This window comes from Pseudomonas sp. FW215-R2, assembly GCF_058789255.1.
In genome coordinates this window covers 183174-189519 of record NZ_JBYTBO010000012.1, presented here as the reverse complement: position 1 = coordinate 189519, position 6346 = coordinate 183174, and the positions used below count along the sequence as shown (strand labels likewise).

Genomic DNA, 6346 nt, shown 5'->3' with positions numbered 1-6346 from the left:
CCCGAGATAGCGCCAGTTCGCGTCTGGCGCTATCTCGGGTTCGCCCGTTCCCACAGTATTTTCCCTGACTATGGCCGAACAGCGCAGCCCGTTACAGATTCACCTGAAACCATAAAAACCGTATCAGAGCGCGGCAGATGGCCGCAGGCAGCACGCCAATCTGATCCGCATAAATGAACAATTCCTGAGCCTGTTTTGTTTCTGGCGGGGTTTCTACAGTGCAGCTCGTGCCAGACCGGGTGGCCTGGCAAGACTTTGCAACCGTGGAAGAATTGACCATGAGCACAGCAACAATCGGACAGGCTTATAACTACAAGGTCGTCCGCCAATTCGTCATCGCGACTGTTTTCTGGGGTGTCGTGGGCATGGCGATGGGGGTATGGATCGCCTCGCAACTGGTATGGCCGGACATGAATCTGGACCTGCCGTGGACCACCTTCGGCCGCTTGCGACCGTTGCACACCAGTCTGGTGATTTTCGGCTTCGCCGGCAGCGCACAATTCGCCGCCAGTTACTACGCCGTGCAGCGGACCTGCCAGGTGCGGCTGTACTCGGACAAACTCGCAGCCTTCACTTTCTGGGGCTGGCAATCGGTGATCGTGATCATGCTGGTCACCCTGCCGATGGGCTACACCACCACCAAGGAATACGCCGAGATCGAATTCTCCGGCGCGGTGTGGATGGCGGTGGTCTGGGTCGCGTATGCCGTGGTGTTCTTCACCACCGTGGTGCAGCGCAAGACCAAACACATCTACGTCGGCAACTGGTTCTTCGGTGCGTTCATCCTGGTGATCGCCATGCTGCACGTGGTCAATCACCTGTCGATTCCGGTGGACTGGTTCAAGTCCTATCCGGTGTATTCCGGCGCCACCGACGCCATGGTGCAGTGGTGGTACGGGCACAACGCAGTGGGGTTCTTCCTGACCACCGGGTTCCTCGGGATGATGTATTACTTCGTGCCGAAACAGGTCAATCGGCCGGTGTACTCGTACCGGTTGTCGATCGTGCACTTCTGGGCGCTGATCACCCTCTACATCTGGGCCGGCCCGCACCACTTGCACTACACCGCCCTGCCGGACTGGGCGCAGTCGCTGGGCATGGCGATGTCGCTGATCCTGCTGGCGCCGAGCTGGGGCGGGATGATCAACGGGATGATGACCCTCTCGGGCGCCTGGCATCAGTTGCGCACCGACCCGATCCTGCGCTTCCTCGTCCTGTCGCTGGCGTTCTACGGCATGTCGACCTTCGAAGGCCCGATGATGGCGATCAAGACCGTCAACGCCCTCTCCCACTACACCGACTGGACCATCGGCCACGTACACGCCGGCGCCCTCGGCTGGGTGGCGATGATCACCTTCGGCGCGACCTATCACATGGTGCCCAAGGTCTTCGGCCGCGAACGGATGCACAGCACGCCGCTGATCAACCTGCACTTCTGGCTGGCGACCATTGGCACCGTGTTGTACATCGCTTCGATGTGGGTCAACGGCATCACCCAGGGCCTGATGTGGCGGGCGATCAACGAGGACGGCACGCTGACCTACTCGTTCGTCGAAGCGCTGCAGGCCAGCCATCCGGGGTTTGTCGTACGGTTTGCCGGTGGGGTGTTCTTCCTGACGGGCATGTTGCTGATGGCCTACAACGTATGGCGCACCGTGCGGGTGGCGGATGTCGCGATTGCCCACCGTGAAGCGCAGATCGCCTGATCAAGGGAGCCGGTCATGTTCGATATCTTTTTGAATGTGTTGGGCGTGCTGTTTTTGTGGCTGTCGGTGGAGTATTGCTTGCGCCACGAAACGGCTGAAAGCCTGGACGATGCGAGTCTGACGCCGTTTGCCGATGATCCGGAGGTGGCGCGGCGGGTTGAGTTGGCCACCGGTAAAACCGTGAAAGCGGTGGCGCCGGAGGTGGCGAAGCCGGGGTGGGTCAATCTCGAAATGTGAGGTGTGTCAGTCGAACTGCCCCTCACCCTAACCCTCTCCCGGAGGGAGAGGGAACTGACCGAGTTGTTTACTCGAAATACACCGACCTGAAATATCGAGCCAAACTCAAAAACTGAAAAGCCCCCGATCTGCTCCCTTTCCGTCGAACTCAATATTGAAAACAACAAAAATCTGCTCCCTTTCCCCCTCGCCCCCTTGGGGGAGAGGGCTGGGGTGAGGGGGTGGCTCTTGATCTTAGGTGCGGTCTCGGGGAATCAGGCTCTGCAGCTGCTGCGCCAGAAAATTCGCATCAAACAAAAACGTATCCGGATCCTTCAACCCATTGGTCTTACGCCACTGCCAATCACCATTGGGCAACCCCACCAGCGAAACACTCCCGTACCGCGCCGCCGTCAGCCCCATCACCGCCAACGAAATCTGCCCGCCACTGCCCATCACATCCGGCACGAACTCCACCGGTTTGCCGGCGATCACGATGCTCAGCTTCTCAGTCTTGAAGGTTGAGGTTTCAACCGGGATGCTCGGGCCGAACGCCACATACGACTCGCGAATCACCTCCAGCAACCCCGGCACCTGCACCGGCTCCAGCCATTGCTGAATCTGCCCGAACAACTCGGTGATCCGTGTGGCCCAGGTCGCCGATTGAGTCTCGAACAATTGCTTCTTGTGCGCTTCGCTGTCGGCATAGTGGCGAAGCATCTCGCCCAGTCTCTGTACGTCGTCCATCTGATTGCCCTCGGAGAGTAGCGAAACCGCGAAGGTCAATCATGGCAGGTTCTGCGTCGGGGCGTACGACTAAGCCTGGACGTGTTAACCACCTGTTCTCCGGAGATTACGACGAACGGCTGCTTTTTTCGGGGTTTACCTGTCAGATCTGACAGTAGGCACGCTGGGATGGGCAGTGTTTGATGACGGTACCCGTTGCAGCTCATGCAACTACCGTCACGAATACCGGAGTGCAGAAGATGAACAGTCCGTTTGTGGTGTATCCCGCCAAAGTTGTCGGGGGAATTCAGAGCCCCATTTACTACCCCAACCCCGCTGTGAAACCTCACTACGGCGCACCACTTGCACTCTTCACCGCACCCGGCGATCTGCTGCGTCTTGAGATAATCCCTTGGGACGCACAGGCGATAAACGATTCTGCCTATTTGATCATCAACAACGGTACTCCCCGATTCATGAAAACCATTGGAACGGGGGACGTAGGCAAGTCTTTCGACTATTCCGTATCTAAAGCCTTGTTCAGTGATGGCATCAACACGCTGGTAGTGCGGGTTACAAACACAGTTCAACCCGGAGGAACAGATTCAGTTGATCTGATTACGCTCGTCCACATTCCGCGCCCGGGAGGAGAAGTGGTGGGTTCCGGACCCAATCCGAATCTGACTTTTACAGTGTCCCACATGAGCGTAGGTCCCACAGAGGCTGCAAACGGGGTCGATGTCAGAATGCGCTATACCCATATGCGAATAGGTGACAACGTCACGCTCTATCTCGACGGTGGGCTTAAAACACAGAGAGTCACTGCAACAGACCTTCAACTTGGCTATGTGCAGATAAAGCTCTTCGCCCCGGACTTCCCGCAGGACAATAGCAAATTTGAACTTCGATACCGTGTGGAAACCAGCCTCGGCGACTCTTCAGGCCCCCAGGCCATCTGGTCAGCACCCACCTACATCGATGTGCATGTGAAACAGCCTGTCCTCGACCTGCTCAAGCCCACAGTGCTGGAAGCGAAGGAAGCGGACGGTAGGCTCTTGAATTTCGAGAAGGATTTTTATCAGAACACCCACGCAACCGTAGAAGTGCAATACACGGGTTCCAACACAGGACAGAAAGTCAGGGTCTATTGCATCGGGCGCGCAGAAACTTACGGTAGCGAGACCCAGACAGTTTCTGCTCCCGGGCAAACGTTGACGTTTCTGATCCCTCGTCGAGTAATAGTCGACTCCATCGCCAACAAGATTGAGTTCTCTTACACCGTCATTTTGCCCAACACCGTGAAGGAGCTTCCGTCCAAAGACCTGGACGTCAACATCACCCGACAGAAGCACCTCTGTGGTGTCCCCACGATCAACACTGCCAGAAACAACCTCAGGCTTTACGCCCCAAATCCCCTCGAGGCGCCATATACGGCACGTATCTCATTAACCATCGATGGTCAGACACGTCTCGACAGCAACGAGATCCCTTACGTCCAGGGTCCCTATATGGACTTCAGTATTCCGACAGGCTGGGTGAGCAGCAACCCGGGCAAAACCGGCTACTTCAACTACTCCATCAGGCGTACGGGTAGCACGGACCCCATCATTTTTTCGCCGTATTTGAAGGTACTCCTCTAGGAAGGCTCATCGTCAATAACAACGCCAAGAACCCGCCGGCCCGTTAAACGGGCCGAGGATCAAGTCATGCACAAAATAATCAGCACACTGCCCCTGATGTTGCTCGTTGGCTGCGCGCAAGTAGCGACCCTGCCACCTGAAGCTCGCACATCCCCCCGCTCCGCAGCGGACAGCTACATCCAGACGGTGGAGCGTTGCTCGAGTTACGTCGCCAGCGCGCGATGGATATACCGGAACTACGAGTGGACGATTTCCATCAAGCCAACTGACTGTGCCAGACGAACACCACCGGAAGGCACGGCCTATTTGTGGGATGAACTCACCCGTGATTATTCCAACAGCCGTTACTGGACGAACACCCACGGCCTGCGCCACCAATTGATTTGCCATCTGATGGTTGCGCGGGACAAACCGGAGTGGAACCTGGAGCCCTGGCGCCCGGATGTAGGACTTACAAAAACCGTGGCAGCAGGCTGCAACCATGAAGAGCCGTTGCCTGAAGTGGCCCCTTGAACAGCATAAGGACATTCAAGATGAGCAGCCTGAAAGCAATCAGCGTGAAGCACATCGTTCAAGCGCTACTGATTGCAATACTTCTCGGTTGTACCCAGGTCGACACCCAGTCAACGCTCCCACAGATTGCCAGCAACAACCCGCACGCTGCGATGACCGGCCCCCAAGTGGTCGAATTGTTGAACACGCTCTATAACCGCCAGTTTCCGAACTGCGACAAGAACGACAATCGACCTGCGTTTCTATGCTCCGGCATCATCTTTCGAGTCACGGACAAGAATCCCGGCGACACCCATCATGTCTGGAATCCCAGTCCGACTTCAGTCAAAAACGGAGGGGTTTCGTTTTCCTACCTCAGGGCCGACTCGAAATATGGGCGCCTGGCCTGGGGCAAAGGCAACGGTTTCATGCTGTACCCGATCTTCGGCGCCCCCGGGGACAAGGTCGATCTCGATGTGCTTTGCTCGTTTCCGATAGATGGCTGGACCTGGAACCGAACAACGCCCTGCGGCCCTTATGTCTCGTTTCCTGCTACGAGTCAGCGCTGCCAGAGTGCCGGGGTTGCCACCGCCGAACAATGGAAGAATGTATGGGACACCTCACCCAACAGTCATCATTTGCGCCAATGCGGGTTTGACGTTTCCGAGGCCACCGGCAGACCTGCTGGCGTGCCCTTCTATCAATCGGTACGCGCAAGGGGAATGTTGAGCCAGATGCCTGCGCATTTCTCCGCACAGAATGAAATCGTGATCAAGACCTGGCCACAGAACCTGCAAGACACACTCCCGCTCATGGCGTTTTTCTTCATAGCCGGCGGCACCAATGCCGGGCTTGCAGAGGCACAAGGCAATCAGAAGGATTTTTACGATTCCACGACCGCCAGAATCTGGGTGCCGGTGATTCGCTTGTTTCCGCCGTCGACGCCTGCCGCTGAGGCAACGTTCCAGTACGTAGAGTCGGATCAGTTGGTCAAGCCGTGACCCGACGCAGACGCGCCATGCTCAGGGTATCGGCCCATTGTCCGTCGCGTACGGCGTAATCACGGAACAGGCCTTCGGTTTCGAAGCCGAACTTGCGATAGAGCCCGATGGCCGCCTCGTTGTCGGCGTACACCGAAAGCTCGACCCGGTGCAAATTCATCCAGTTGTCCGCCACGTCCAGCGCCGCCGCCAACAACTTCGAACCGACACCTTTGCCCTGCCACGCCACCGCAACGGCCATGCCGACACTGCCGGCGTGACTGCGGCGAATCCGCGAAAAAGCCTCCAGCCCGAGATGCCCGATCACCACGCCTTGATGCAGCGCCACCAGTTTCACCATGCGTTCGTTTTCCGGCATCAACCGCTGGCGCCAGATTTCGGCAGACTGAAACGGCATCTGCAACACCTGCCGGGTCACGGCCGGGTCGTTGTAAAGCGCGGTGACGCCTTCGACGTGGGACTCGCTGAAGCGTTCGAGGTGAATGGCGGGGTTGTGCTCAGGCATGAAAGATCCCTCCTGGACCAGTGCGTGGCCGGTCACTGTAAACCGGCGCAACTGATTCTG

The 6346-nt window shown here is 57.5% G+C and carries 7 protein-coding genes; 5 read left to right on the top strand and 2 right to left on the bottom strand.

Going from position 1 to position 6346, the window contains the following annotated elements; genetic code table 11:
* The first annotated feature begins 278 nt into the window (after positions 1-278).
* A complete protein-coding gene (gene ccoN, locus AC3WRD_RS18405; protein ID WP_096821819.1) occupies positions 279-1706 on the top strand; it encodes a cytochrome-c oxidase, cbb3-type subunit I in 1428 nt (475 codons plus the stop codon).
* A gap of 15 nt (positions 1707-1721) precedes the next feature.
* Entirely contained in the window at positions 1722-1943 is a 222-nt protein-coding gene (locus AC3WRD_RS18400; protein WP_096821818.1) for a CcoQ/FixQ family Cbb3-type cytochrome c oxidase assembly chaperone, read from the top strand.
* Between the two features lie 234 nt (positions 1944-2177).
* On the opposite strand, the gene AC3WRD_RS18395 is transcribed toward AC3WRD_RS18400, so the two are convergent.
* The gene (locus tag AC3WRD_RS18395) at positions 2178-2669 is read right to left on the bottom strand and encodes a hypothetical protein (protein ID WP_102622320.1); all 492 of its coding nucleotides are present in this window, start codon (positions 2667-2669) and stop codon (positions 2178-2180) included.
* A gap of 239 nt (positions 2670-2908) precedes the next feature.
* Between AC3WRD_RS18395 and AC3WRD_RS18390 the strand changes: the two genes are divergently transcribed.
* The 3 genes from AC3WRD_RS18390 to AC3WRD_RS18380 all read left to right on the top strand — a co-directional run bounded on the left by AC3WRD_RS18390 (position 2909) and on the right by AC3WRD_RS18380 (position 5781).
* Positions 2909-4288, top strand: coding sequence for a hypothetical protein (locus AC3WRD_RS18390; RefSeq protein ID WP_102622319.1), 1380 nt, complete (start codon positions 2909-2911; stop codon positions 4286-4288).
* A 66-nt stretch (positions 4289-4354) separates the two neighbouring features.
* Positions 4355-4801, top strand: a complete 447-nt coding sequence (locus AC3WRD_RS18385) for a DUF2599 domain-containing protein (protein WP_102622318.1) — start codon at positions 4355-4357, stop codon at positions 4799-4801.
* Positions 4802-4821: 20 nt separating this feature from the next.
* Positions 4822-5781: a halovibrin HvnC gene (locus AC3WRD_RS18380; RefSeq protein ID WP_219737351.1), complete on the top strand. Its 960-nt coding sequence runs from the start codon at positions 4822-4824 to the stop codon at positions 5779-5781.
* Here AC3WRD_RS18380 and AC3WRD_RS18375 read toward each other — a convergent pair.
* Positions 5771-6286, bottom strand: coding sequence for a GNAT family N-acetyltransferase (locus tag AC3WRD_RS18375; protein WP_102622317.1), 516 nt, complete (start codon positions 6284-6286; stop codon positions 5771-5773). The genes AC3WRD_RS18380 and AC3WRD_RS18375 overlap by 11 nt on opposite strands.
* Between the last annotated feature and the right edge of the window lie 60 nt (positions 6287-6346).